A 25,742-nucleotide genomic window follows, 5' to 3' on the forward strand; every position below is an offset into this window, starting at 1 on the left:
TTTAAATTTTTGAGGACTTTTGTGATGAAATTTATGTACTTTAACTGCTCTAAGATTCGCCCGATGCGCTGGCTGCTGGCTGCTTGTATCTGCGTTTTACTGCTTGTCTGTATTCCCTTACCTGCTTTTTCTGCTGTGACGGAAATCGAAGAATATCCAGGGCAGATGCTGTATCAATCCCGGCAAAAACTGCAAGATCAGAACGGAAATTCTTGGCAGGCGAGATCCTTCAAACGCATCCATCCTGAAGGTAGTTATACTGTCTCTCTGCGCGTCGTGGGCTTTCCTGGTGCGGTGGAATTCGATCGCACTCAACCGCTGATTCTGACAACATCTATGGGCGAAACTATAACCGCCAAGGATATTTCTAGCGAAATTTCTAAGGACACACCAACCCCAGCTAATGTCGCAGAATATGACATTAAGTCTATCCTACCGCAGTTGCAGGCTGAAATTCCCCTTCACCTAACTTTACCAGTGGTAACTGGTTCAGCGATCGAGTTACAAATCCCATCGACGGCGATTCAAGAGTGGCAAACAATTTCTGCTCATTGACTAACTCCAAAAAATCAAACCGATGAATCCCCAACTCTCCACATTTTGGAGCTTACCCACAGATCGAATGCTTCAACCGACGCACTCGATCTGTGGATTTAACCCGTCAAGATGCGAAACAACGCTTGATCGAGTACGGCGCGAATAGCCTCAAACAAACACACAAATCGAGCGCATTAATGCTGTTGATTAATGGACTACCAAATAAAAAACTCGTCCAAAATCAAGCGGTACTGTAAGCAATATCGATAAACCACTTACCGAGATTGGGGAGGCTATCCCCAACCGGTTGGGAAAGACGCTGAATCTGAGTTAGTTTCAACTTCAGCCATTTCCAGAGTTGTGAGCTTAACCCCAGTTTGATACAGCATATTCGGTGGTTTATGAAGTACAGTAGAAACCTTAATTGTGTGCTGTTAATCCTCCGGGTGCGTCGCTACGAGATATTGGATATAACTTACAGATTGACGGGTGGCGACGCACCTTACACCGGCCATCAGATTATGTGTACCACATATAAATGGAATATGCTGTAAGTCAAGCTCACGAGTTTGACTATCGGATGTTTACCTCTCCGGGGACTGGAAGAGTTTATTTCTTGGATGTCCCTTAATAGTTAACAGTCCCCTCCTTGGGGTGAGTGAGATAACTTTCGATTGTCTAGTGTTGCTTCAGATGGACAGCCTTACCCGGAGCGGACTTGAATTTATGAGAAATCAATCGGACAGCATATAACAGCTAACAATCAACAGACTGCATTTCTATTTTTAACGCCGTTTCCACTCTTTGATACTCCGCCTCAACCTCTTCTAAAAGCGCGCAGGCCGGATCGGGTAAAGACTGGTTAGCATTTGTGCCGATGCGGCCCATGATTTCGAGTTCCTCGCACAGCTCAAACAAGCGAAAAGCACCGAGAGTACCGCTGATCGACTTTAAAGAGTGAGCCGATCGCCGCAAAGCCAGCGGATCGGCGTTGCACAGAGCCATAGAGATGCCTCGCAGCAGTTCGGGAGCTGTTTCGAGGTAAATCTCGATCGCCTCGTCCAAAGCTTCCACCTCTCGCAGTCCCTCTATAATCTTGGCACTCAGGGACTCGTGGCTCTCTGACAAAGCCCGATCGAGATTTGATGCACCACCATCGACGACTGCGTGCGAATTGGAAATTGTCAGTTGTGGATTTCCCGCAACAGCCACATTCGATCGCACTTCTAATTCACTCGTTCCTTCTATATGTTCCGCCGGGGCATCCAAACAAACGATCGGCTGTAGACGATCGAATGCAGAGTTCGATCGAGATTTACAAGCGAGCAAAGCTCGCACCAACTGATCAATTGCGATCGGCTTGCTCAAATAGTCGTCCATCCCCGCAGCCATACACTCTTCGCGATCGCCCTGCATCGCATTTGCCGTCATCGCCACAATCCAAGGCCTTGTCGATTTTCGATTTTCGATTTTCGATTTTCGATTGTTAGATTCCTCAGTCGATTTTTGATTTTCGATTTTCGATTTTCGATTGTTAGATTCCTCAGTCGATTTTTGATTTTCGATTCGGGATTTTCGATTATTAGATTGCTCATCAGTTGCGGAAAGTTCTGATTCTCCCGTGTCATTTTCTAAAGTTAAATCTGCTGAAAATTGCTCGCGGATGTGGCGGGTAGTTTCCAGTCCGTCCATTTCCGGCATTTGCACATCCATCAGCACCACATCGTAAGGCTGGCGGCGCAAAGCTTCGAGCACTTCGATACCGTTTCCCGCCACATCCGCGCGATACCCCATCCGCTGTAAAATTTGCAAAGCCACCTTCTGATTCACCAAATGATCGTCAGCCAACAGAATCCGCAGGGGTAAGTCCTCTGCCAGCACGGGTATGGTTTGCAAGAAAGACCCGGTAGTGCGCTGCCCTTTAAATTCAGTTGTCTGTTCTCCAAAAATATTGATTAAAACATTGTAAAGCTGAGATTGTTTGATGGGTTTGTTCAAAAAAGCAGCAAAATCCATCTCCATAGAAGGGGGGTTAATTTCTGGCCTGCCGATCGAAGTTAGCATCACTAACGGCAACTTTTCGCAATCAGGATATCGGCGAATTTGCGCCGCTAAAGCTAACCCGTCCATTTCCGGCATTTGCATATCCAAAACTGCCAAGTCAAACATCTCTTTAGCAGCCAGCCAATCTAAAGCCAAACGAGCCGAAGCTGAAGCCCTAGCCACCATTCCCCAAGACTGAGCTTGGAGAGTCAAAATTCTGCGGTTGGTAGCATTGTCATCGACAATTAAGACTCGCTTGCCAGCTAATTCAGGTTGAGAATTGCTCAAGTTAAGTGGTAAGGAATTCTTGCAGCCAGAAACGATCGTACTAAAATAAAAAGTAGAGCCAACGGATTTCGTATTTTGGGCGATCGGCTGGTTGCTGAGTACAGATTTGGCATAGCCATATTTTTCGGCAATTTCGCAAGATTCTGCCCATCCCAAATCAATAACTGCCGACGATCTAAAATGGGCCGGAGGATTGCCCGCCACACTACCCATACTTTCCACCCACATCCTGCCGCCCATCATTTCGGCCAAACGCTTGCTAATTGCCAAACCCAATCCGGTACCGCCGTACTGCCGGCTCGTTGAAGAATCAACCTGGCTGAAAGATTTAAATAGCCGATCCATGCGATCGCTCGGAATGCCGATACCGGTATCTTTGACCGCAAAATGTATTTCGTATGCTGGGTTAATTACTACCGGTTCGCCAGCCATTAATGGCGGTTCTTTAGCCTTAGCCGCCGGCACTGAAATCTTTTTGGCAGTCACCGAAAGCACCACTTCTCCAGCGTCGGTAAATTTAACCGCATTACTGAGCAAGTTGATTAAAATTTGCCTCAAGCGGGTGCTGTCGCCGATCGCCGTTACCGGTACTGTACGATCGATCAAGTAACCCACTTCCAGTTTTTTTTCTGCCGCCTTAGCAGCTACCAAGTCTAGAGATTCCTCAATGCAAGTGCGGAGGTCAAACGGATGTTCCTCCAAGTCCAATTTGCCCGACTCAATTTTCGAGAAATCTAGAATATCGTTGATCAGCGTCAGCAAGGCATCGCCGCTGCTGCGGATAGTTTCTACAAAATCGCGCTGTTCGCGAGTTAAGGGGGTATCCAGCAGCAAACCAGTCATGCCGATGACTCCATTCATCGGAGTGCGAATTTCGTGGCTCATGGTGGCTAAAAATTCGCTTTTGGCTCTAGTAGCCGCCAGTGCTTGATCGCGAGCTTTTGCCAAATCTACGTCGGTTTGCTGGCGTTCGAGTTCGCTTCCCACCCACTGAGCCATCAGTTTCATCAACTCTCTGTCTACAGCTCGAAACGGTTCTGTCACAGGAGTCGGAGAAAAGAAGCACAGAGTGCCGTAAACTTTGCCTCCCACCGTGACGGGAATGCCCATGTAAGCTTCAATGGGGAAGGCTCGATCGTGCGTGTTGAAGGAAAAACCCGAAAATCGCACCGACTCAAAGTAAATCGGTTCTTTTGCCATTGACGTAGCGACGCAGAAAGTTTTTTCCAGATCGTAGATTTGGTCTTTGACGATCGACCCGTCGGGACACTCAACAGCCATTATTTGATAGTTGTCGCCTTGAATGCAGGACAAAATTCCCACCGACAGGCCTAAATGCCGACATCCCATTGCCAGCAGTTCTTGGAGGCGCAAATCAAAGGTAGAGAGGTGGTTGAGCGGGTCTGTACGGGGAGCCGAAGTCACTTGGTACAAAGCTTTGATTGCTGCTTCGCTTTCTCGAAGTTCTTGTTCTGTTTGCTTCCGCACGCTGATGTCGCGGGAAATGCCGATAATTTCTTGGACTTCGCCTGTTTGGGGATCGCTGATCGTGCGGCCGGTGGTTTCAAACCAAATGTATTTGCCGTCTTTGCGGCGGATGCGGTAGCTGACGGTGTAAGTAACTGGGAGTGCCAGGACTTTCCAGTGAGCTTTGGCAATGGTTTCTAAATCGTCGGGGTGAAAATAATCCTTGGGGACGCGGCCGATGAGTTCCGAAGGTTCGTATCCCAGCAAAGCCCGGCTGGCGGGCGAGACGTAAACAAACACGCCTGTGGGGTCGTGTCTGGTGATCATGTCGGTTGAATTTTCGGCCATCAACCGATAGCGGTCTTCGCTTTCATTACGTTCGACTTGAGAATTGCCCAATGCTTCTAGCATTCGGTTGATGGCGTCGGCCAAGCTTGCGAGTTCATCTGCTCCGGCCATAGGAACTCTCAAGCTTGGGTCGCCGTTGGCTGCGATGTTGCTGACGCTGGTGCTCAAGGCAGCCAATCTCGCTAAGACTAATTTTTCTAGCAACAGCAGGGTGATGGCGCTAAATATTAAACCTACTGCCAGTATTGATAAGGTAAACAGCTCCAAGGTAGCCTGACCTTGGCCGTAGATGATGCGATCTGTCTCTACTCGCAGCAGCAGCGCTAGGTTGCCGTGGATGTCGCGAATCAGGGCGTATCCTGCGACTAAGGTGTCGCTGAGTGGCTCGACTAAAATTTCTACTGATTTGAGGTTGGAAATTTTGAGTTTGACATTTTCCAACTCCTGTCTAGAGCGAGCCATCGCCTTGGCGCTGTGCCCGGAGTAGTTCGCGGCTCCCACTTTAAAATCTAAACTCGGCAATCTAAAATCCACTGACAGGTGAGTCAGTTCTGAAAGCAAACCGATTTCGCTGCTGTCTAGGTAGCGTCCCAAGATCAGCGTCCCCCGCGGCGGGCCTTGGGCGTTGCTGTTCAAGATGGGCTTGGAGGCAATCAGCAGTCTGGCTTCTGGCAGGGTGAGGACGCCTGTTTTGGCGGCCCGGCGATCGCCCTCGACTGTCGATGAGTCTATTAGTGCCTCGGTCAAGTGCTGTTTTAAGCTTTCGGGAATCGGGATTTCGGTTTGCGATTTCAGGTCGAAACCTTTGCTGAAGATCGTCTTACCGTTGGAGTCCAGCAGTACCAATAAGTTTAGTCTCAAGTAAATAAATGTCGAATCGACGAAATTTGACTTGACAAAATTTTCGTTCCGTGTTTCGACAAAAGAGTAAGTATCGTCCCACTCGGCGTAATCTTGGGCGCTGGTGTCTAAATTCGACAAGTCATCATCTAATGCGTCCAAAGCCCGTGCCACATCCTGGCGGACGTACTGTGCCTCCAGGTTGTGAAAATCATGCAGCAAAATAGTTGATGCAGTGGCATACAGAACCACAATCAGGCTGATCAGCGCTGCACCGATGATTAATAGTGTTTTTTTTCGGAGTTGCATGGCGTCGCCCTCCTCACGGTGCTACTAGGCAACTAGCCAGGAGAGGTTTGAGACGTAGGTTGTTTAGCATTGGCGATCGCAGGGCCTGCGTGTTGGGACTGTTCTGGGCTGACGAAAGCAAAGCCCTTGGTAGTTCCAAGGTATCCGGTATGTTGCCCCCCACAGTCAGTGTAGTATTTTCACAGCTTTAGTTCCCTATTATGCACAACCTATGACCTACAAGTTATAACCTGACATCGGCATCTTCAACATAAACCGCCGATCGAACTCAAAACAGTTCGCGTTTGATACTGACGCAGCCAGGGAGGCGGGCGGTTGGGAGAAAAGGCGTGCTGGGTTGAGAACCCTAACTATTATTGTACGTGACATCCTCCTACGCCAACTGAGTAGAGTATGGCGTAGGCTTCTTTGCAGCCCGATGAAGGGTGTGCAAAATTTCCTTCGCGGTACTATTATCTATAGTTCCTACTACAGAAAGATTCCCGCCACGGCGTTTTATACTGGGAAAAATGTCCAATCCCAGTTTCTTTAAATTAATCGCAGCATTGATATCACGATCGACCATTAAAGAATGTTGCTCATCCCAATAGTTTCGCATACCGCAATCGGCAAAAACAATTTCATTCCGATAGCACAGAACCATTGAGGTATAAGCAGGTTTTTGCGGAACGACGGCTGATCCAGCTTTTTCGGCTATGTATTCCAGCGTCTTGAAAAATTGACCAAACGCAGCATCCAACCAAGACTTGTTTAGTCCTGATTTAGCTGATTGACCGTTTGGGAGGTAAGTACCCTCATTATCTTGCTTAACTTTATTCCGTTTCGTTAAGCCTTTTAAGTTTAAGTCCTCATGAAAAAAGAATTTAGCTCCAGACCTGACAAGTCTGTGAGCTGTTTTGTAGTGGAAATCTTGGCGAGAACGCGCTATTTTTTGGTGCTGTCTCGCTTCTTTTTTGGCTAATTTCCGTCGAGCCTTAGAACCGCGCTTCCGTTTGTTCCGCTTTCTTGAAATGCGGTCTAATTTAGCTTGGTTTTTGCGGAGCGGTTTCAACGAAGGTAACTTCTCGCCTGACGACGTTGCTAAATAGACATCTTCATGCAGCACCGCATCTAACCCAATTGAGTTGTCCCAGTTTGGGGTAACTTTGTCGAGCGTGAACTGGGGCACACAAGAGTCTTCAAGCATTACCTGGATAAACCAACCGTCAGCCTTTCTGGTAACACTAATTTGCTTGACGGTAAACCCATCGGGGATTGGGCGGTGCATCCGAACTTTTATGACACCCAACTTTGGCAATCGGATATAAAACCAATTCTTGCGAACCAACTTAATCCAGTTGCTGTTAGCCGTAGAAAAAGTCATCGTCCGGTAATCCGCTTCTGTCTTGAATCGAGGTTTACCCGATCGCCCGCCTTTGCTATCCCCTACAACAAATCGCTCAAAGGCTTTGTCTACTCGCTTAGAAACATCTTGTAGGATAGTTGAATCTACCTGTTTAAAGTCTAATAGCTCGCCACTGTGGAAGACTTTTACCAAGTCTTTTTTGATGGCTGGCAATTGTTGTTTTTGCGAATAATAGTTGGGCTTTTCACGAGGCGCAGAGATACTAGCGAGCAATGGACAAGCATTCACAGTAGTGCGGTTCCTCTCCCACCAATCAAATCGATCACCTAGTTGTCTGTTGTACCAATAGCGACAAATTCTTAACCATTGGTTGAGGGTTGACTTTTGACTGGTGTCGGGATATAACTGATACTGGTATGTTATCTTCATTGCGCTACGACCTTTACGCATTTGTTGAGAATAAAAATACCCGAAAATACTATACCATGTCAAGCAAATTAATAATTATACCGCACAACAATGTTGGTCTAGTAAATAAAAAACTTATTGTACTTTGATGTCGTCATCCACATCTTCATTGCTCGCCCGCTATGCTTGTGAGGGCATGAAAATGTGGAATCCTCGATTCACGCGACGAGGTATCCCACACTAATCGAAGCGATATAGTGTGGGGATTCCCGTCTGACTAGCTAACATTAGTGCCTGATATCAGTATAAACTCATATCAGGCACTATCTGCAATCCGATCGCAACTTCAGTCTTTTTTATCGGATAACGGCTAAAGCACCGGCGCCAGCAGCAGCAGCGGCCGAAGAAAGAGCGGTGAAAAACAGCCACCAAGAGGCAACTTCTGCGGCTTTCCGGGTTTCTTCGGCTTGTTTTTCGGCTTGCAGTTTGATGCTTTCGAGGCGAAGCTGCGCCTCTTGCTGCAAGCGTTCTGCTCTTTGCAAGACGGTGTTGCGGCTTCTTTCAATTTGGTCGATCAAGCGGTTGGCATCTGCTTCGGAAATGTCCTCGCGAGAACTCATTAGTGCTACTAAAGTATCGCGGTTGAAATGACCCAGCCGATCGCGCAAAGCGTCAAATCCGGCTTGCGGATCGTCAAATAACTTCCGCACGTCCCGCGTAATGCCTTCGTAGTTGAGTTCAGGGCGATCGAGCGAATTGAGGTAATCCCGAATTTTTCCGAGAATCCCGTCAATTACCGACTGAATACCCTCCTGTATTTTCTGAATTTGCATTGCGAACTCGTCGCGCACCGACAAAATTCCATCGACAATGCGATTGGCTTCTGCTTCAGAAATATCCGGCCGCTGAGACAGCAGAGAAACAACTGTAGCTCTATCGATGTGCGACAAGCGCTCGCCCAAACTGTAAGCGCCGACTTTCGGGTCATGCAGCAGCAGTTGCAAGTCGCGCTTGATGGCTTCGGGATTTAACTCATCCTTGCCCGTATTACGCAAATAATCTTCTAAAACACTCTGAAAATCCTGCACTTGGCTTTGCACCCGTTTTGCCAAACGGCGCGGCGCTTTCACAATCGACCCAAGAGTTTCCTGCACTTGGTCGATAATTTGATTGACTTGTTCCTCGCTCAAATCTTGTCTCTGAGAAAGCAGTTTTACCAAAGTATCGCGATCGACTTGAGACAGACGGCCACGCAGCGCTAAAGCTCCTTCTTTGGGATTTTGTAGCAGTTTTGTCAAATCCCGCTGAATCCCTTCAGGATTGAGTTCTGATTTGCCCGTATTGCGGAGGTAATCTGCAAGGGCGGTGGTGGTATTGTCGTACTGATCCTTAGCTTTTTCGGCCAACTTTTGCGGCGTATGCACCGCGCTGTGCCAATTTTCTTCGGCGCTGTCGAGAAGGTGATTTACTTGGTCTTCGCTGAGGTCTTTCCGCTGAGATAGCAATTTTACCAAAGTTTCGCGATCGAACTTAGAAGCTCTAGCTCTCAGCGCCCACATTCCGGCTTCCGGGTTGTCCAGCAGCGTTTTCAAATCGCGCTTGATGCCTTCGGGATTGAGTTCTTCCTTACCCGTAGACTTCAAGTATTCTTGCACTCTTTGCCACTGATTGTCTAGTCGGGCTTGCGCTGCTTCTTGCAGACCTTTAGCATCTGCTAAAACTACATCTCGCGTCCTTTCCAACTCTTGAACAATCTGTTCTACTTCCTGGAATCCGAAGTTTTCGCGACCTCGGAGAATTTGCACAAAACTGTCGCGGGTGTAAGGAGAAAGCCTCGCGCGCAACTGTTCGTAACTAGCATCGGAATCCTCTAAGATTTTTTTGAAATCGCTCCCGATACCTGCTGCTGTCAATTCTTCTTTCGGCGTCAGCTTCAAATAAGTTTCTACCCGCCACTGCAAATCGCGAGATTTTTCTTGCTCCTCGGCAAAGATCACGGTTTGTAAAACTCGCTGTCTAATTCCTTCTAATTCCTGGGAAATTTCTTTAATTTTGTCTTGGGTAAAAACACCTCTACTAGCCAGGATTTCGGCAAAATTAGACTGTTTGAGTTTTTCTAATTCGCGGCGCACAGTTCCCGGATCGGCTGTAGGATCGTAGAGAACGTCCCGAAATTCGCGCTCGATGGCTTGGGGGTTCATCTGCCACGAATAAGTGTTGAGTAGGTAGTTTTCTACGTCGGCACGAATTGGGCTGTAAGTTACGGGTTCGCCTTTGACTTGAGCGGTAATTTTATCAGTTTGCTGGGTAACTTTGTCTTTAGCTTCTTTGAGCTGACCGACTACTTTTTCAAGATCCAAGTCAGAAATATCTGTGCGACCCAATACTATTCCCATTAAAGCATTGACTGCCATTGTCGTTGCTTGGGACATCATGGTCGGGCTTTGTCCAGAATTTTGACCGCCCAGATTGCTGAGGGCTTTTTCTACCCGACTTGCCAATTTATCTGAGACCAGATCTCCAGATTTGGCAGATTTGAGATAGTCTACTAATTGGGCGATGCCGTCTGATGGCTGCCCTTGTTTTCCTACTTGTTTCCAAGCATCTTGAAGTTGGTCTACAATCCGGTTTACGTCGCGTTTTGATAAGTCCGATCGCGAACTTACTAAATCTACGAGAGTTTGCCGATCGAGATTCGGCAAATTTTCGGCTGCAATGGTTTTTAGTTGCGGATCGTTGAGCAATTTTTCAAACTCGCTACGCATCCCTTTGATGTCTAATTCCGGCGGTTTGAGGCTTTGGATGTAGTCTTCGACGTTTTCGCGCAAGCTTGTGGGGTCGATCGCGCTACCGAGTTCGTGGCCCACTGCTGCTGCTGCTGCTTTGGCTGTGGCGACTACTTGGTTGCTAGCTGCTTTGGCACCGATAGCCGAGGCTGCGGTGCCGACAATGGCTTGAAAGCCTGCTGTGGCGCTGTTGACGACGGAACCGATCAAGGAACCGACGGTGGTGGAACTCACCCAAACAAGCATTGAGAAATAGGTAGCCCACACGACTAAACCGACGATCGCACCTAAACCGGGACTGCTAATCAAGCTAAGCTTAACTGCTAGCAAGCAAGCAAAGAATAGGGCGATGGTGACGGTAATCAGCGTCCAAGTGCCTACTTTTCTGCCGATGTGGCGGACTGGGGAACTGCCGCTATCCGACTGGTGGCCGTCGTCGTGGGATTGTCCCATGTACGAAAGGCCGGCTGCTACTGATAAATTTGTTAGCAAGAGTTGGAAAGCGCAGGCGAGTACCACTCCAGCTATCAAGGCGATAAAAAATTGAGGCCCGGAATACAGGAGTGCTGCGTCTTCTGCTGTGTTTGTAGTAGTCTGCTCTACTGGCACTTGAGCCAGCCAGAACCCGATGTTATACAGTTGTGGATTTATTGGCAAATTTTGATACATAGTATATTCCTCGTTAAGGAGTGGGTGCGCGCGCTCATTGGCGCAAGTTAACCAATGTATAGTTTTAGACTCATGCCCCCAATGGCAAGCATCGCCTTATTGACGAGCTAAAGCATCCCCCTACAGTTGGAAGTGTAGAAATATGTCTGTGGCGGGCTGTCACTTTAGGAATATTTGTGGTATGTAAGTCTGATTAAAATAATCGCAGAGGAGAATCTGTGGTCGATCGATATTAAGAGTCGGCACACAAGCCCAGACAAATTGTTCAAAATTCATCAACCAATGCCATAGCAAATTAGCTTTCAAGGAATTCGATAGTGCAGCGAGAAAGTCATGCAATTATTATGGGCGGGAGTTTAGCAGGACTGTTGGCCTCTAGAGTATTAGCAAAACACTTCGACCGAGTAAGTATTGTTGAACGAGATTTTTTTCCAGAAAAACCCGCACCTCGCCCTGGGATTCCTCAATCTCGTCATCTTCACATCCTTTTAAATCGGGGGAAAATCATCCTCGAAGAGTTTTTTCCCGGCTTAGAAAACGAACTGGTAGCTGCTGGTGCTCCTAGTTTAGATCCGAAGTCGATCGGGTGGTTTAGTCCGGCGGGTTGGGCCCCGCAATTTAGCCCGGATCTAAATGATGTAATTATGTTCAGTCGGGATTTACTTGATTGGCAAATTCGCCGCCGCTTGGCTGAAAATACGAACGTACATTTCCTCGAAGGAGGCACAGTAAGGGGGTTTCTGGCGAATGCCTCGCGCACGGAGATTGCTGGGGTATCGGTGCGTTTTCGCGATCGCCACAACCCTGGTAACATCCATACAGAGAATTTGTATGCAGATTTAGTAGTCGATGCTAGTGGCAAAGTTTCCAAAACACCTCAATGGTTGAAAAGTTTGGGTTATGAACCTCCGCAAGAAACCGTTATCAATGCTTTTGTCGGCTATGCCACCCGCATCTATAAATGCAGCGGTAAATTGTCAGAAACAGCGCCAGTATTTGTATCACCAGGGCCGCCGTTCCGCACCCGTGGCGGTGCACTTTTCCCGATCGAAGCCAATCGCTGGCTGGTGGGTTTCGCTGGGGGCGATCGCGATTATCCCCCCACAGACGAAGCAGGTTTTCTAGAATTTGCCCGCAGTCTGCCAACCCCGACAATTTATCATGGAATTAAAGATGCAGAAGCCATCACACCTATTTATAGTTATCGAGGTACAGAAAACCGTTTGCGCCACTACGATCGCCTCTCCCGCTATCCTGAAAATTTGGCAGTTATCGGTCATGCAGTTTGCGCTTTCAACCCAGTTTATGGCCAGGGAATGACCGTTGCTGCACTGGATGCTCAGATGCTAGATGAATGTTTGCAAAAGCAAAGAGAGCGGTATCCAGAAGGAGATTTAACAGGCTTTGCGCGACAATTTCAACAAAAACTAGCAAAATTACATACAATTCCTTGGACATTTGCCATCAGTCAGGATTCTCGCTATCCGGGAAGTGAAGGTGCAAAACTAAACCTTGCTACGCGGCTGACAATTGATTACATGGATTTGGTGTTAAAAGTGCTGGTCGGAGATGCTAAAGTTTGTCAAGCATTTTTGGAAGTTCTGCACATGATTGAGTCGCCGGCTGTACTTTTTTCTCCCAGTATTGCGCTGAAGGCGATCGGGCAATTACTCACTGTTCGGCAGAAGGCAGAATTAAGATCGAGAGTTTATACAGAATCAGGTTAGTTTTGCCAATTCTATTTTTTTTTCGCCGAGGAAGGAAGATAAAGCCAGATGAAATCCTATTCATCTGCGTTGATTTAACCTGATATGATGTCCGCTACAACCTGCATGATAAAAAGGATCACTTTGGCGACTGCGGTTTTCGGGTATTTCACGTAATTAAGATGGGTGAAATCCGATTTAGGATCGCGAATTAAATAACTTACAATTTTAATTGTTATTGTGGGATGGGCGTCCCGCACGTCCTTTTTGGACGGGCGGGACGCCCATCCCACTTTCAAGAGTGGAAGTTATTTAATTCTCATTCCTTAGTACCGCAATTTTAGGTTTTTGAAATAAACCTAATGGATTGATTTCAAAAAATGTTTGTAGTCACGACTTACCCACAGGACTCAAGAAACCTGTTTTTTTACTCATATCCCTCGCGCTTCACGCTATATTGTCGTAAAAAAAAATCGATTTCTGCAGCCTAGAATAATATAGACTTGTGCAATTGTCACTTGCCAGCCAAACAATCTAATTGTTCTTGCATTTGGGCGGTAACTCGATCGAAACAAGCATCAACATAATCGCGATCGCGCGCCGCCTCCGAACCGTACCTCTCAAATACAATAGGTTCGCAGACGCGAGTCCGAATTTGCACGGGTAAAGGCAAGTTCGGCAAAGGCCCAATACTCAATCCCCAAGGCAATCCCAAATATACCGGAAATACCACCGGATCGATGCCCAACAACCACGGCATCCCCCATTCATGCAATTGCTTAACTTGTTCGTACAAATCTGCCAAAACTATCAAAGTATCGTGGGCACCGTGCGATACAATCGGTACAATTGGCACTTCTTCTCGCAATGCTAATTTGATAAATCCCTTGCGTCCAGCAAAGTAGATTCGATCGCGCAAGTGGTGGGGGCGAAAAACATCTTGGGCGCCGCCCGGATAGACGAGAACTGGGGCATTTTTTCGCAAAGCTGCGATCGCCATTTTCGGATGCGCCTTGAGAGCACCACACTGAACCGCCATGCTAGCAACATCAGGAGAAACTTCCCAAACCGTGGGGTGCATCAATCCATAGGCCAAGCGTTCCGTGCCGTACCTGCGGAACCATTCGTATAGGAACATAAACATATCAGGAGCGGCAAGTCCCCCGTTGTGAGAACCGACAACGAGCATTTTTCCGCTCGCGGGGACGTGGTGCCAGCCGTCGCTTTCTACGCGAAAATAGTAGCGGTACAGCCATTCCCAGAATGGCAGCCAAAACTGAATGAAGTCGGGATTGCGATCGTCTAAAGATAGACCGTCAAAGGGATATTTAGAGGATTTGCCGTTTTTTTTGTTAGTAGTTTTTGTCACTGGAAAAATATTTAACGCTTTGGTCATTATAGAGCAGAAGGAAGAAAGCTTTAACTCTGGAAGAGAGAAGGGTTTAGTTATTTGGGAAAGCAGGAACAAGGGAGGAGATTAATTGGGCTTTGACTATCATTGTGCGTAACATCATCCCGATCGCCCTGCGAAAAAAATTTTTTTCCTATCATTAATAGGCTCCCATTCCAAAGGAATATGCCGCATTAGTTTCAGCAATTGAAAACCTCATAAACATCGAGTGCGGTTGCTATAGCAATATAATTAAATCAGAATTAGCGCAACTATTTGGTTTCTGATTTGAGCGGGCTGCTTTTGTTCGGAGGTTTTGTGCTGGTTGTCTCCACAGGAACAAAACCGTTTGCAAACAGCTACAGCAACTGTCGCCGATGGCGGGGTGGCTTTAGCCACAAAAACACAACTGTGCCTCAAGCCGATAAGTTTCCGTTTTGGAAGATTTTATCAAATTGACCCCAGCCATCGCGTCAATGCTAGCGATTGGCGCTGTTTGCCACAATTTTAATAGTTGTGGACGCACGTACTACGATTTTGTGTCGGAAGATAAAGTAGTGAAGCAATCTCAAACCCTTGATTTAACGCCCTTGAGTGCGTAAGTCCTGTTTAAGTAAGGTACGATCGACAGTGGAGTTATGTGAGCGCGATCGAAGAACTGTATCCGGCTTGTGCCAGCCCACTACGACGATGGGGTCGATCGCGCCCATCGCCTGTCACTCAGAATCTGGGACTATCTCCAGCACAATCTCGCTCTCGAATCTGCCAATAATTCACATGAAATGTAGCCCCATATTACTCAACTGCAACAACTGACAGCTAAATGGTTTAACGAACACAACAAATGACTTGCAGTCCTAGTAAACTGTCCCGCATTTAAACACTTAACTGTTTACTTTTCCCGTCTACCATTCCCCGACTCGGACACTCTCGCCTTCTCCCTCCCCCGCTCTGCCATAATGAGTCATTTATCGGCGTAGCAGCTTTATTTGTCTTCGCTCAACTCACCAAACATTAAAATATATAAATTAAACTTGACTTGCGGTCATAAAAAAGTTATATAAAGCTTTTTTGTGGAAGACAAATCGATTTTTTTGCTATATTGACCTGCAATTAAGATAATGATTGTGGTTAAGTGAGGATTTGAACGGATGAAAAACTTGAATTGCTGGAATAAGCCCGCTGCAGTGCTGGGCGCGATCGCGATCGTAGCCGGAAGTTTGCAGGCGAATGCCATCGGTGTTGCCGCCCCATCAACATCCACTGTCAGTCAAGATGCGGAAAATATTTCCTTTGAAGATAGCGCCACGTTTCAAATAGCCCAGGCTGGCAACCTTTGCCGCAAAGTCACTCCCAAAGAAGGTTTGACCGTTCGCCAGAACCCAGACCCCAAATCCCCTAGAGTTGGCGGGGTACCACTTAATACTCAGGTAATGCTGTCCCAAGGCGCTACTTCTGTTAAAGCCTCCGACGGTCGCCTCTGGATTCAAATTACCGCTCCCGTCACAGGGTATGTGGCTAGCGGATATCCCAACAACGAGGCTAATTTAGGTTCGTGCACGACAGCCAGCACAATTAGTCAAACTCCTTCCCCTAGTCCAGCACCGGCACCAGCACCAGCACCGGCACCGGCACCCGCAGCGACGCCAGCACCAGCACCAGCACCAGCACCAGCACCAGCACCAGCACCAGCACCAGCACCAGCGCCAGCACCAGCACCAGCACCAGCACCAGCACCAGCACCAGCGCCAGCGCCAGCACCAGCGCCTGCACCAGCGCCCGCACCAGCGCCCGCACCAGCGCCCGCACCAGCACCTGCAACGGGCCCAGTAAGCCTGTGCCGACAAGTAGAACCTCGCGTAGCGCCGAGGGGTCTAGCTATCCGCACTGAGCCTTCAAGGACTGCTGCGGTTAAAGGCGGTGTACCGGCTAACGGTCAAGTAACGCTTGTACCGAATTTCCAGTTAGTGAAAGATAAGAATGGAGAAAACCGCAATTGGGTTGAGATTTCAGCCCCTGTGGCCGGATTCATCTCCGCTGGAAATTTGATCATGTGCAAGTAAACTTCTGAGTTCGATCGCTCTTTTTGACTAAAAGAGCGATCGACACCGAAAATAGTTTTAAGATTGTCGCGCAGCAAGCGAACAACGCGGAACCCAGATTGCTTCGATGACTTACCCAGGAATAACTTATTTCTGTCGCGAGTCAGAGTTTTGCTGCGATATCTTTGGGGTTGGAGACGGTAATTTTGCGATCGCCCAGGAACTGTTTGACGCTAATTGATTCGTAGTTCGATCGGGCTGTGGGCTGCCCCATTGCTGCGATGGGAATTTGGATCCAGGCGAAAACAGCAAGGAAAAAGAGCGATCGCTTCACAATTGATTTGTTCAGGAGGCTTGAGATTGTGCGAGAAACTTTTGTCTCCGAGATGCGAAAGCTGCCAAATCTGCCTCGGTGAATTGAGTTTGCTGCCATGAGGGGCGGGCCAGCAGTCGATCGCACCAAGCTTGAATTTTAGGATAGCCGTCTAGGGACACATCAACCCAAGATAGCAAGGGCACGACGGTGCCGGCAACGCACTCGGCAAACGTGACACTGTTGCTAGCGAAAAAAGGGCGATCGTCCAACAAACCTTCAAAGAATTTCAACACAGTATCGACTTTTTCCTTAGCCTTTGCGATTTCCTGCGCTTGGGGAGTTCCCCATCCCATTTTTTCACTGCTGAGGGGGTAAAGTGCCGGCGCAAGTTCGTTAACCGTGACCAATTCTACCATCCTCACAACTGCCAAATCTTTCGGTTCTTTTGGCAACATTGCCGGTTCTGGATACTTCGTTTCTAGATAGTCAAGAATTGCCAGAGACTCGACGACGGTGAAGTCATCATCGACTACAACAGGGATGCGGCGAAAAGGATTCATTGCGATAAAGTCTGGCTGTAAGTTATCGCCGTCCAAGTGGATTTCTACTAATTCAAAGTCGAGGTTTTTTTCTAGGAGGGCGATCCACACGCGGCGGGAGTTGGCGGAAATGGGAGTGTGGTAAAGTTTCATGGCGGTTGCTATAATCAAAATATCATCATAACAAACTTCTAAAGATGCTATAATTGGCTGATTATTGGCTGATAGTGACTTCCTGACGCACAGACGAGGTAATAGCCTCTACTAGAAATAACCGCTCGCTAACTGACAAGTTAAGCGTTAATTTTACTAATTCTTGAAAAGATAAATCTTGTGAGTTTTCCGAATAATTATCATTTCGATAGGGCGAAAAACTATCATCAGAACTTAAAGGTTTGGTATTCTGATCTAAAGTTGTCGTCATGTCTGCGTGGAGAAGCTCTAAAAATTTAATATCGTTCCCTAGATCGGCAGCCTCATCCTCATCTACATCTTCAATTACTTGCAAACGTTCTTGATAGGCATTGATTTGATGTTCAATGGCTTCTATAATAAACCTTAAATCTTTAAATGATAGATTCATGTTAGCTTACTATCCTATAAATCACCTCTACAGGTAGTATGAGGGCTCGATTTCAGAGTCATCGTCAGAGGTACGTTCGGCACGAATCTCGTCCATAATTTCCTGAAAATCTGGATCGTCTTTAAACACACCCGAAAATTGCATCCAGGTGGGTTCTGAAGCCTGAATCGGTACTTCCCAGGAAATAGCTTCAATATGCTTAAGTCTTTCTAACAAAGTGGTTTGAAGTTGGGTAATGGCTTCTTCCCGAGTTGCTGCTTCAACTCGACAGTGCGGAAACTCGAAAACAGAAGCAGAAACCTGTCCTGATGAGAGAGTTTCTAACAGGAGTGTCACTTTCCATTGGCTAGATGGTTGGGATTGCAATACATTTAAGCTTGTTACCATGTTTAAATCACGCTTTTTAAGTGCTGTCTTGATTGTATCGCAGAAAAAAAAATCCCTCACCATTTCAGGCAAGGGGCGATCGCTTTTTTAGAGCTAACTCGTCTTCAGTTGCTCTAATTTTTGTCTAACAAAGAACCATCGCGATCGATTTCTATCTCTATATTATCTCCTGCCAGTATAAATAGATTACCTGTTCGCTCGTCTAGGCAGATGAAAACAGGGATGGTGAATTTATTGGTTAAGGATTGACATAGTATGACACACTTGATGCTTTGTTCAGCAGTTGGCAGGTTCATTTTAACTCCAAAAGTTTTCATTAACGGTTACGCGGGGTTAGGTTTTTGGGTATAACCTAGCTGAGTACAGAGGCACGGGGCCTTAGAGATTGTGCGTTTAGTTAATGTCGCTTTAGAGTTGTTATGCCTATGCTAAAAACCGTTACCAATATAACAGGGCGGGCCCTAAAGCCCGCCCCATCAAACTATCGACTTAGTAATCGAAGTCGCCGCCGCCCATGCCGCCGCCAGCGCCTGCAGCAGCGCCATCCTTCGGTTCAGGCTTGTCAACGACGATGCACTCGGTTGTCAGCACCATGCCAGCAATAGATGCTGCATTTTGCAGAGCAGAACGAGTCACCTTCGCAGGGTCAACGATACCAGCTTCAAACATATCGACAAACTCATTTGTCGCTGCGTTGAAACCAACGTTGAACGGCTTTTCTTTGACGCGCTCAGCAATGACAGCGCCATTCAAACCAGCATTTTCAGCAATCCGCTTCAGAGGAGCAGCCAGAGCCCGTGCCACAATCAATGCACCGGTCAATTCTTCGCCCTTGAGATTGCTATTAGCCCACTCTTCCAATTGAGGAGTCAGGTGAGCCAAAGTTGTACCGCCACCGGGGACAATGCCTTCTTCTACAGCAGCTTTGGTTGCGTTGATCGCATCTTCAAGACGCAGTTTGCGATCCTTCATTTCTGTTTCGGTAGCCGCGCCGACTTTGATGACTGCGACGCCACCAGCCAATTTGGCCAAACGTTCTTGCAGCTTTTCTTTGTCGTAGGAAGACTCGGTTTCGTCCATTTGACGGCGAATTTGTTCGCAGCGAGATTTGACTGCGACTTCGTTACCTTCGGCAACAATTGTGGTGCTGTCTTTGGTGATGGTGACGCGGCGAGCTTTGCCGATTACTTCCAGCTTGGTGTTTTCCAGTTTCAAACCGGCATCTTCGGTGATCAGTTGACCGCCGGTCAATACGGCGATATCTTCTAACATGGCTTTGCGTCGATCGCCAAAACCAGGTGCTTTAACAGCAGTCACGTTCAACACACCGCGCAGTTTGTTGACAACGAGGGTAGCTAAAGCTTCTTTCTCAATGTCTTCTGCAATGATCAACAGCGGGCGGCCAGAACGGGCTACTTGTTCGAGCACTGGTACTAAGTCTTGTACCAAGCCGATTTTCTTGTCTGTCAGCAAGATGAAGGGTTCTTCGAGAATCGCTTCCATCCGTTCGGTGTCGGTGACAAAGTAGGGAGAAATGTAGCCTTTGTCGAAGCGCATCCCTTCGGTGATTTCCAATTCGGTGGTCATAGACTTCCCTTCTTCCAGGGAAATCACGCCTTCTTTGCCCACCTTGTCCATTGCGTTAGCAATCATTTGGCCGACTTCATCGTCGTTACCAGCAGAGATGGAGCCGACTTGAGCGATGGCTTTGGAATCTTCTACTTGTTTGGCGTGTTCGGCAATTTTTTCTACCAAAAACGTGGTTGCTTTGTCAACACCGCGCTTGAGGGCGATCGCATTTGCGCCGGCTGCTACGTTACGCAGACCTTCTTTGACCATTGCGTGAGCCAAAACGGTAGCAGTTGTTGTACCGTCGCCTGCTGCGTCGTTGGTTTTGGAAGCTGCTTGACGGATCAAGGCAACGCCTGTATTTTCTACGTGGTCTTCTAGTTCGATTTCTTTGGCGATGGTAACACCGTCATTGACGATCTGAGGAGCTCCGAATTTCTTTTCGAGAACCACGTTACGGCCTTTGGGGCCGAGGGTTACGGCCACTGCTTCGGCCAAAATGTCCATACCGCGTTCGAGGGCGCGACGTGCATTTTCGTTGTAGATGATACGCTTAGCCATAGTTTTTGGGGATGAGAGGGTTTGAGATTTTGGATTGGGGATGATGGATTTTAGTCATTTGCCCCGTGTCATTAGTTGTTTGGCGGCGTTCGCTTTAAACTAATGACTGATGACTAAGGACTGATGACTAATGATTAATTAGTTAACGATCGCCAGAATGTCTTTTTCTGCAAGCAAGACGTATTCGTCTGTGCCGAGTTTGATGTCGGTGCCGGCGTACTTCGAGTAGAGAACTTTGTCGCCGACTTTGACTTCCATTTCAATGCGGGTGCCGTCGTCATTGCGCTTGCCGGGGCCCACGGCCGCGACTTCGCCTACTTGGGGCTTTTCCTTAGCTGTGTCGGGCAGAAGGATGCCGCCGGCGGTTTTTTCTTCGCTAGCGCTTACTTTCACGAACACGCGCTCGCCTAACGGTTTAACGGTAGAAACACTCAGTGATACTGCTGCCATAAATAAATCTCCAGATTACAGATTGTCGTGAGTCAGTCGTCAGGGGTCACGATGAAAGCAACAGCGGACTACTTACAACTGACATATTAGCACTCTCGGCTCCTGAGTGCTAATTTAGCTTTAGTCAGGGGCGATCGCAACTTACTTGTCAGTACGGGTTCCCGAACCGAGAATGAGTAGGAGGCAAAGAGAGGGAGAGGGGGAGAGGGGGAGAGAGGGAGAGGGAGAGAGGGAGAGGGGGAGAGAGCTAGAAGCGAAAAAGCCCGGATTTCGACTGGTTATGCCTTTAAAACTTGCCTCTTGCTTGCCCTCAATTTCTGAATAGTAAAAAACCTACCCTTGAGACGGGAGGGAGTGGGGGCTGTGATGATGACTTTCGATCGCTAACCAATTACTTTTGATTGATGAAGACAATGACAGAAAATAACGAGGAATCTTGCAGCCAAGGCTTGAGCGCTTGCGTCCAAAGCCTGGGAATCGCTCAAATCGAGCGGCATATTTTTATCTGTGCCGACCAAACCGTGCCCAAGTGCTGCGATCGGCAAACCAGTCTGGAGGCGTGGAATTACTTAAAAAAACGCTTGCAAGAATTGGGGCTCGACAAGCCAAGTGCCACTCGACCAACCTGCGTTTTTCGCACGAAAGCTAATTGCCTGCGAGTGTGCGCGTCTGGCCCGATTATGGTAGTCTATCCAGACGGAGTGTGGTATCGCGACGTTACTCCACCCGTCATTGAGAGAATTATTCAGGAACATCTCCTAAACTCAAAGGTCGTTCAAGAATACGCTTTCTTGACTCATCCTTTGCCTGTGCCTTCTGAGGCCCAGCCAAACATTTAAGTGTAGCGCTGTTTAAAGTACAGGGTTATAGGTAAAGTGTTAAATTTAAGGTTAAGGGTGAGAAATTTAGACGGTTGGGCGTCCGGGCGATCGCACCTGCTACAGCTCAATAAAACTGTAGTTAGGTTCTTGTCTTCCTTGTGCGCCTTCCCGTGTTCCTTGTGTTTCTCAAAAGGTACAGTAAAAAAAATCGATCGGAGTAACTGTGAAATTTTGTGCAAAAATTTCTCAGTGGCCGACACTAAGCAGGTTGCCAAACTACACTAGAAACAGTTAAATACGTAAGTAGGGAGTCTGCTTAAATTTCTCTATATCAGAAGTATCATTTAAAACCGGGGCATTAACCTGAAATTGAACCGATCGAGATTAAATATTTAACTTGGGCTCTGTTACGGAATCTCCAATCAATCAAGGCCGATCTTGACAGGGCGATCGTCCATTACTGGTTTTGGCTGCGTTCCAGGTCGTAAGACACTCACAAACAGCCGTCGATTACAGGTTGGGAAGCGGTAATACCCGCCCCGCTTTCCCTCACCGCCATCCCTTCAGTCGATCGCCGTCCTCCACCCCCAGCCGGGTGGCGGGGGACTGACGGAAAAAACAGAAGTGAAAACAAGGAAGCGTGCGGGATACTTTAGCGGGAATAAACATGACAAAGGACAATAATTCAGGAGAGCAAAAACGGCTGATGCTGGTTGACGACGACCCCAACTTGATCTTGCTGGTCAAGGACTACTTGGAGTTTCGGGGTTACAACGTCATTACAGCAGAAAACGGCAGAGACGCTCTGGAAAAACTAGAACAAGAAGTTCCCGACTTGATTATCTGCGATGTGATGATGCCGGAAATGGACGGCTACACTTTAGTCAAACACATCAGAGAAGACCCTCGCACTAACTGGATTCCGGTTCTTTTCTTGTCCGCAAAAGGTCAAAGTTCAGACCGAGTAAAAGGCTTGAGCACTGGGGCGGACGTTTATATAGTCAAGCCTTTTGAACCAGAAGAACTGGTAGCCCAAGTAGAATCTTCTCTGAAAGCAGCCTCCCGCTTGATTGGCCACTCAAATCCAGGTATAGAGAGTGGCACAAAAATTAAGGCGCGCCGCAATGTCGAATTGACTCCCACTGAGTTAAAGGTGGTACAGTTGCTAGCGCAGGGTATGGCAAACCGCCAGATCGCAGACGTGATGAATGTCAGCCAGCGGACTATCGAAAGCCACGTCAGCAATATGCTGGGCAAAACAGGTCTGCACAACCGGACAGAGTTAGCTCGCTGGGCTCTTGAAAGCAAAAAGGCTTGAGCGGAGGTAGTCTGCGCTATGAAATCAGGGGAGCAAAATCTACTGCTATGCGCTGGGCGTATGCCTGCTTGGCGGTAGGGCGGTGGGCGCGGTAGTTTGAAGGCGCCATTAACCTTGACACGGCAGCCGGTATTGAGTTACTAGGCGTATAGTTTGTGAGGGCCCCTCGCTCAAATGCAAGCAGGGTTAAAAGAACCCTCTGGCGGTAGAGCCGAAAATATGAAATACTGGGGAGATGGAGTTTTCTGAAGTCTAATCTATTGCCTCAGTTAGCTCCATGTTGCTAAAATGTGATATTTAGATTAACTTCTTTCTACAATTATTAGGTCTAAGTTTCTATGACAAACTTAATGAACCGCCTTTCTATTTTTGTGGACGGGAACAATATGTTCTACGCTCAACAAAAGAACGGTTGGTTTTTTGATCCTCGCAGGGTGCTCGAATATTTCAAAACTTCGCAGCCGAATGTCATCTTGATCAATGCTTTCTGGTATACGGGTCTGAAAGACCCCCAAGATCAAAGGGGATTTCGAGATGCTTTGATCAGTCTGGGTTACACGGTTCGCACTAAAATTCTTAAGGAATATTACGACGATGCTTCGGGCAGATATTCTCAAAAGGCTAATTTAGACATAGAGATTGTGGTTGATATGTTTAATACCGTGGATCAATACGACCAAGTTGTGCTGTTTAGCGGGGATGGGGATTTTGAGCGGGCGATCGAACTGCTCCGCTCGAAAAATACTCATATTACTGTGGTATCAACCGAAGGAATGATTGCTAGAGAGTTACGAAATGCTACAGATAGGTATATAGACCTAAATGAAATTAGGGAACATATCGAGAAGATGGATTATTAGTCATTAGTCAGTAGTTATTAGTCATTAGTCATTAGTCATTAGTTAGTAGTTATTAGTCAGCAGTTATGGGTTATGGGTTATGGGTTATTAATTATTCGTTATTGGCGCGAAACACGGGACTGGTGCCCCCGCCCAAAAACGCATACTTGCTTTCCGATAGGAGCCGCCAGTAGCCCAAAATTTTAGACTAAGGTTCAAGTTCCCAGATTCATCTGTGGAGTAAATCTAAAATCTAAAATCTAAAATCTAAAATCGACTGGCTGGAGGCTAAAAATCCAGAAAAACGGACAAGTAAAAATCAGGAAAACACTTTTTAGAGCTATGAAAACTCAACCAAGTCAAGACCGGATTATTATTTTCGATACGACTTTGCGGGACGGAGAACAATCTCCGGGTGCTTCTCTGAATGTGGATGAAAAGCTGACTATTGCCCGCCAGTTAGCGAGATTGGGCGTGGATGTGATTGAAGCGGGTTTCCCTTTCACCAGCACGGGAGATTTCGAGGCAGTCCAAAAAATAGCCCGATCGGTTGGCACGGAAGATGGGCCGACAATTTGCGGTTTAGCACGGGCGAGAAAGCCGGATATTAAAACAGCAGCCGAGGCTCTCAAACCCGCCGTAAATTCGCGAATTCATACGTTTCTGGCTACGTCCGATATTCACTTGGAGTATAAGCTGAAAAAGACGCGGGCTGAGGTTCTGGAAATTGTGCCGGAAATGGTGGCTTACGCTAAGTCTTTTGTGGATGATGTGGAGTTTTCGCCGGAAGATGCTTGTCGATCGGAACCGGAGTTTTTGTATCAGGTTCTAGAACGGGCGATCGCAGCGGGTGCGACTACTGTTAATATTCCCGATACTGTCGGCTACACGACTCCGAGCGAATTTGGGGCTTTGATTCGCGGAATTAAGGAAAATGTGCCGAATATCGATCGCGCAATTATTTCTGTTCACGGTCACAATGACTTAGGATTGGCAGTTGCTAACTTTTTGGAAGCTGTGAAAAATGGCGCCAGACAGTTAGAATGCACGATTAACGGGATTGGCGAACGGGCGGGAAATGCGGCTCTGGAAGAGTTGGTAATGGCGCTTTACGTGCGGCGTCAATATTATAATCCGTTCTTGGGCCGGCCTGCCGATTCTGAGGAACCGCTGACAAATATTGACTCGCGCCAAATTTATAAAACTTCCCGCTTGGTTTCCAATTTGACGGGGATGTTGGTGCAGCCAAATAAGGCGATTGTCGGGGCAAATGCTTTCGCTCACGAGTCGGGAATTCACCAAGACGGGGTGCTGAAAAATAAGCGGACATACGAGATTATGGACGCTGAGTCGATCGGCTTGACTGAAAATCAAATCGTGCTGGGTAAATTGTCGGGGCGCCACGCTTTCCACACTCGCTTGAAAGAGTTGGGTTTTGAAATGGCCGACGATGAGCTAAATAAGGCTTTTGTCAAGTTTAAAGATTTGGCAGACAAGAAAAAAGAGATTACGGATTGGGATTTAGAGGCGATCGCCAATAACGAAGTGCACCAAGCACCGGAACTTTTCCGCTTAGAATTGGTGCAAGTTTCTTGCGGCGACAAATCTCGCCCGACAGCAACTGTCACTGTGCGGAATCCGGCGGGTGAAGAATTGACCGATGCTGCGATCGGCACTGGGCCTGTGGATGCGATTTACAGGGCAATTAACCGGGTGGTAAACGTACCGAACGAGTTGATCGAGTTTTCTGTACAATCGGTAACAGCGGGCATAGATGCGATCGGGGAAGTAACAATTCGCTTGCGCCACGAAGGCAAAGTATTTTCCGGTCACTCGGCAAATACCGACATTATCGTAGCGTCCGCAGAAGCATACATCAGCGCTTTAAATCGCCTGTATCAGGCATTGCAGCATAGTGCTGAAAAATCCTCCGAACAGCCAACTCCGATCAGAAATGAAGTTGTTGCAGAAGCACAGCGCTGATAAATTTCTTGTCAGCCCTTTTTCTTGAAACCAACCGCAGACGAACGCACATAACAGCAGATATATCTAAATAAATCTGCGTTAATCCGCGTTCATCTGCGGTTAAAAATTAAAATCTTTTTTAGGATCGCGAATTAAATAACTTACAATTTTAATTGTTATTGTGGGATGGGCGTCTCGCCCGTCCAAAAAGGACGG

The 25,742-nt window shown here is 47.4% G+C and carries 20 protein-coding genes; 9 read left to right on the forward strand and 11 right to left on the reverse strand.

Features of this window, described 5'->3' with window-relative positions; genetic code table 11:
* The first annotated feature begins 24 nt into the window (after positions 1 to 24).
* Positions 25 to 555: a DUF3122 domain-containing protein gene (locus tag QUB11_RS18230; RefSeq protein WP_333203782.1), complete on the forward strand. Its 531-nt coding sequence runs from the start codon at positions 25 to 27 to the stop codon at positions 553 to 555.
* A 92-nt stretch (positions 556 to 647) separates the two neighbouring features.
* A complete protein-coding gene (locus QUB11_RS31315; protein ID WP_445299396.1) occupies positions 648 to 794 on the forward strand; it encodes a cation-transporting P-type ATPase in 147 nt (48 codons plus the stop codon).
* 499 nt (positions 795 to 1,293) lie between these two features.
* Here QUB11_RS31315 and QUB11_RS18235 read toward each other — a convergent pair whose 3' ends face one another.
* The 3 genes from QUB11_RS18235 to QUB11_RS18245 form a co-directional block, all read right to left on the reverse strand.
* Positions 1,294 to 5,832: a response regulator gene (locus QUB11_RS18235; protein WP_333203786.1), complete on the reverse strand. Its 4,539-nt coding sequence runs from the start codon at positions 5,830 to 5,832 to the stop codon at positions 1,294 to 1,296.
* A 373-nt stretch (positions 5,833 to 6,205) separates the two neighbouring features.
* Positions 6,206 to 7,606 carry a transposase gene (locus tag QUB11_RS18240; RefSeq protein ID WP_333391322.1) on the reverse strand — a complete coding sequence of 467 codons (1,401 nt, stop codon included), beginning with the start codon at positions 7,604 to 7,606 and terminating at the stop codon, positions 6,206 to 6,208.
* A 335-nt stretch (positions 7,607 to 7,941) separates the two neighbouring features.
* Entirely contained in the window at positions 7,942 to 11,040 is a 3,099-nt protein-coding gene (locus QUB11_RS18245) for an MFS transporter (protein ID WP_333391324.1), read from the reverse strand.
* Between the two features lie 317 nt (positions 11,041 to 11,357).
* Between QUB11_RS18245 and QUB11_RS18250 the strand changes: the two genes are divergently transcribed.
* On the forward strand, positions 11,358 to 12,767 hold the full coding sequence (locus tag QUB11_RS18250) for a 2-polyprenyl-6-methoxyphenol hydroxylase-like oxidoreductase (RefSeq protein WP_333203793.1): 1,410 nt from the start codon (positions 11,358 to 11,360) through the stop codon (positions 12,765 to 12,767).
* Between the two features lie 493 nt (positions 12,768 to 13,260).
* Here the strand turns inward: QUB11_RS18250 and QUB11_RS18255 are convergent, their stop codons facing one another.
* On the reverse strand, positions 13,261 to 14,142 hold the full coding sequence (locus QUB11_RS18255; RefSeq protein ID WP_333203795.1) for a lysophospholipid acyltransferase family protein: 882 nt from the start codon (positions 14,140 to 14,142) through the stop codon (positions 13,261 to 13,263).
* 319 nt (positions 14,143 to 14,461) lie between these two features.
* Here QUB11_RS18255 and QUB11_RS18260 point away from each other — a divergent pair, with 319 nt between their 5' ends.
* Together QUB11_RS18260 and QUB11_RS18265 are read left to right on the forward strand one after the other, a co-directional pair.
* Positions 14,462 to 14,647 (forward strand): hypothetical protein, encoded by a 186-nt coding sequence (locus QUB11_RS18260; RefSeq protein WP_333156640.1) that lies wholly within the window; start codon positions 14,462 to 14,464, stop codon positions 14,645 to 14,647.
* Between the two features lie 640 nt (positions 14,648 to 15,287).
* Positions 15,288 to 16,199: an SH3 domain-containing protein gene (locus QUB11_RS18265; RefSeq protein WP_333203797.1), complete on the forward strand. Its 912-nt coding sequence runs from the start codon at positions 15,288 to 15,290 to the stop codon at positions 16,197 to 16,199.
* 142 nt (positions 16,200 to 16,341) lie between these two features.
* Here the strand turns inward: QUB11_RS18265 and QUB11_RS18270 are convergent, their stop codons facing one another.
* From QUB11_RS18270 to groES, 7 genes are all read right to left on the reverse strand, one after another.
* The gene (locus QUB11_RS18270) at positions 16,342 to 16,512 is read right to left on the reverse strand and encodes a hypothetical protein (protein ID WP_333257007.1); all 171 of its coding nucleotides are present in this window, start codon (positions 16,510 to 16,512) and stop codon (positions 16,342 to 16,344) included.
* A gap of 11 nt (positions 16,513 to 16,523) precedes the next feature.
* Positions 16,524 to 17,186: a glutathione S-transferase family protein gene (locus QUB11_RS18275; RefSeq protein WP_333203799.1), complete on the reverse strand. Its 663-nt coding sequence runs from the start codon at positions 17,184 to 17,186 to the stop codon at positions 16,524 to 16,526.
* Between the two features lie 61 nt (positions 17,187 to 17,247).
* Positions 17,248 to 17,616 carry a hypothetical protein gene (locus QUB11_RS18280; RefSeq protein WP_333203801.1) on the reverse strand — a complete coding sequence of 123 codons (369 nt, stop codon included), beginning with the start codon at positions 17,614 to 17,616 and terminating at the stop codon, positions 17,248 to 17,250.
* A gap of 27 nt (positions 17,617 to 17,643) precedes the next feature.
* A complete protein-coding gene (locus tag QUB11_RS18285) occupies positions 17,644 to 18,003 on the reverse strand; it encodes a hypothetical protein (protein ID WP_333203803.1) in 360 nt (119 codons plus the stop codon).
* A gap of 113 nt (positions 18,004 to 18,116) precedes the next feature.
* Positions 18,117 to 18,320: a DUF6888 family protein gene (locus tag QUB11_RS31320; RefSeq protein WP_445251906.1), complete on the reverse strand. Its 204-nt coding sequence runs from the start codon at positions 18,318 to 18,320 to the stop codon at positions 18,117 to 18,119.
* A 172-nt stretch (positions 18,321 to 18,492) separates the two neighbouring features.
* Positions 18,493 to 20,133, reverse strand: coding sequence for a chaperonin GroEL (gene groL, locus QUB11_RS18290; protein WP_333203805.1), 1,641 nt, complete (start codon positions 20,131 to 20,133; stop codon positions 18,493 to 18,495).
* A 138-nt stretch (positions 20,134 to 20,271) separates the two neighbouring features.
* On the reverse strand, positions 20,272 to 20,583 hold the full coding sequence (groES, locus tag QUB11_RS18295) for a co-chaperone GroES (protein ID WP_332945088.1): 312 nt from the start codon (positions 20,581 to 20,583) through the stop codon (positions 20,272 to 20,274).
* A gap of 413 nt (positions 20,584 to 20,996) precedes the next feature.
* On the opposite strand from groES, the gene QUB11_RS18300 reads away from it, so the two are divergent.
* The 4 genes from QUB11_RS18300 to QUB11_RS18315 all read left to right on the forward strand — a co-directional run bounded on the left by QUB11_RS18300 (position 20,997) and on the right by QUB11_RS18315 (position 25,544).
* Positions 20,997 to 21,422 carry a ferredoxin gene (locus QUB11_RS18300; protein ID WP_333068660.1) on the forward strand — a complete coding sequence of 142 codons (426 nt, stop codon included), beginning with the start codon at positions 20,997 to 20,999 and terminating at the stop codon, positions 21,420 to 21,422.
* Positions 21,423 to 22,071: 649 nt separating this feature from the next.
* Positions 22,072 to 22,722: a response regulator transcription factor gene (locus QUB11_RS18305; protein WP_333203807.1), complete on the forward strand. Its 651-nt coding sequence runs from the start codon at positions 22,072 to 22,074 to the stop codon at positions 22,720 to 22,722.
* A gap of 338 nt (positions 22,723 to 23,060) precedes the next feature.
* Complete coding sequence (locus tag QUB11_RS18310) at positions 23,061 to 23,582, forward strand: LabA-like NYN domain-containing protein (protein ID WP_006633075.1); 522 nt, start codon at positions 23,061 to 23,063, stop codon at positions 23,580 to 23,582.
* A gap of 321 nt (positions 23,583 to 23,903) precedes the next feature.
* The gene (locus QUB11_RS18315) at positions 23,904 to 25,544 is read left to right on the forward strand and encodes a 2-isopropylmalate synthase (protein ID WP_333203809.1); all 1,641 of its coding nucleotides are present in this window, start codon (positions 23,904 to 23,906) and stop codon (positions 25,542 to 25,544) included.
* Positions 25,545 to 25,742: the final 198 nt, after the last annotated feature.

Origin of the sequence: Microcoleus sp. B6-A1 (genome assembly GCF_036705085.1) — a bacterium.
GTDB lineage: Bacteria > Cyanobacteriota > Cyanobacteriia > Cyanobacteriales > Microcoleaceae > Microcoleus.

Bases quoted from the DNA above. Each gene is read 5' to 3' on its own strand.
- QUB11_RS18235 (WP_333203786.1), bottom strand. From the start codon at position 5,832: ATGCAACTCCGAAAAAAAACACTATTAATCATCGGTGCAGCGCTGATC.
- QUB11_RS18265 (WP_333203797.1), top strand. From the start codon at position 15,288: ATGAAAAACTTGAATTGCTGGAATAAGCCCGCTGCAGTGCTGGGCGCG.
- QUB11_RS18315 (WP_333203809.1), top strand. From the start codon at position 23,904: ATGAAAACTCAACCAAGTCAAGACCGGATTATTATTTTCGATACGACT.
- QUB11_RS18305 (WP_333203807.1), top strand. From the start codon at position 22,072: ATGACAAAGGACAATAATTCAGGAGAGCAAAAACGGCTGATGCTGGTT.
- QUB11_RS18300 (WP_333068660.1), top strand. From the start codon at position 20,997: ATGACAGAAAATAACGAGGAATCTTGCAGCCAAGGCTTGAGCGCTTGC.
- QUB11_RS18285 (WP_333203803.1), bottom strand. From the start codon at position 18,003: ATGGTAACAAGCTTAAATGTATTGCAATCCCAACCATCTAGCCAATGG.
- QUB11_RS18280 (WP_333203801.1), bottom strand. From the start codon at position 17,616: ATGAATCTATCATTTAAAGATTTAAGGTTTATTATAGAAGCCATTGAA.
- QUB11_RS31320 (WP_445251906.1), bottom strand. From the start codon at position 18,320: ATGAAAACTTTTGGAGTTAAAATGAACCTGCCAACTGCTGAACAAAGC.
- QUB11_RS18310 (WP_006633075.1), top strand. From the start codon at position 23,061: ATGACAAACTTAATGAACCGCCTTTCTATTTTTGTGGACGGGAACAAT.
- QUB11_RS18230 (WP_333203782.1), top strand. From the start codon at position 25: ATGAAATTTATGTACTTTAACTGCTCTAAGATTCGCCCGATGCGCTGG.
- groL (WP_333203805.1), bottom strand. From the start codon at position 20,133: ATGGCTAAGCGTATCATCTACAACGAAAATGCACGTCGCGCCCTCGAA.
- groES (WP_332945088.1), bottom strand. From the start codon at position 20,583: ATGGCAGCAGTATCACTGAGTGTTTCTACCGTTAAACCGTTAGGCGAG.
- QUB11_RS18255 (WP_333203795.1), bottom strand. From the start codon at position 14,142: ATGACCAAAGCGTTAAATATTTTTCCAGTGACAAAAACTACTAACAAA.
- QUB11_RS18275 (WP_333203799.1), bottom strand. From the start codon at position 17,186: ATGAAACTTTACCACACTCCCATTTCCGCCAACTCCCGCCGCGTGTGG.
- QUB11_RS18240 (WP_333391322.1), bottom strand. From the start codon at position 7,606: ATGAAGATAACATACCAGTATCAGTTATATCCCGACACCAGTCAAAAG.
- QUB11_RS18245 (WP_333391324.1), bottom strand. From the start codon at position 11,040: ATGTATCAAAATTTGCCAATAAATCCACAACTGTATAACATCGGGTTC.